This window comes from Paraburkholderia sp. SIMBA_030 (assembly GCF_046535245.1).
Taxonomy (GTDB): domain Bacteria; phylum Pseudomonadota; class Gammaproteobacteria; order Burkholderiales; family Burkholderiaceae; genus Paraburkholderia.
This window is the reverse complement of record NZ_JAWRXB010000131.1, coordinates 1-384: the sequence shown is the minus strand read 5'-3', so window position 1 is coordinate 384 and position 384 is coordinate 1. Positions and strand designations below refer to the sequence as shown.

1 pseudogene is annotated in these 384 nt (G+C 65.6%); it reads right to left on the bottom strand.

Annotation, left to right across the window (positions count from 1 at the left end):
- A pseudogene (locus tag SB772_RS39335) lies at positions 1-384 on the bottom strand (porin); the annotation flags it as partial.

The following is a 384-nucleotide window of genomic DNA, read 5'->3' as shown; positions in this document are numbered from 1 at the left end:
TGAAGTGATAGACCGCGTTCAGCTCGTAGTTCGAGAAGTTCGCGCCCTCGCCGTTCGCCGCGATGCCGAGGCTGTTCGCGCCGTTGATCGTATCGAGTCCGCCGAGTTGCGTGCGCGTCCACACGAAACCCACGCGCGCGTTGCCCGCGAGCCAGTTCACGCCCGCGTCGGAAATGCGCTGCTGCGCGGCGATGAAGGTGCGCTCGGTCAGCGTGATCGCGCCATTCGTGTTGCTGCTGCCGCCGTTGTTCGCCTGGAGATAGCCTGCCGCGAACAGCAGCGAACCCGTGTCGTACGACGCGCCGAGGCTGTAGACGCGGTTGTCGTCGAAGCCGCCCGCTTCGTTCGAGAAACCGTAGAGCGCGCCGAACTTCACGCCGCCGT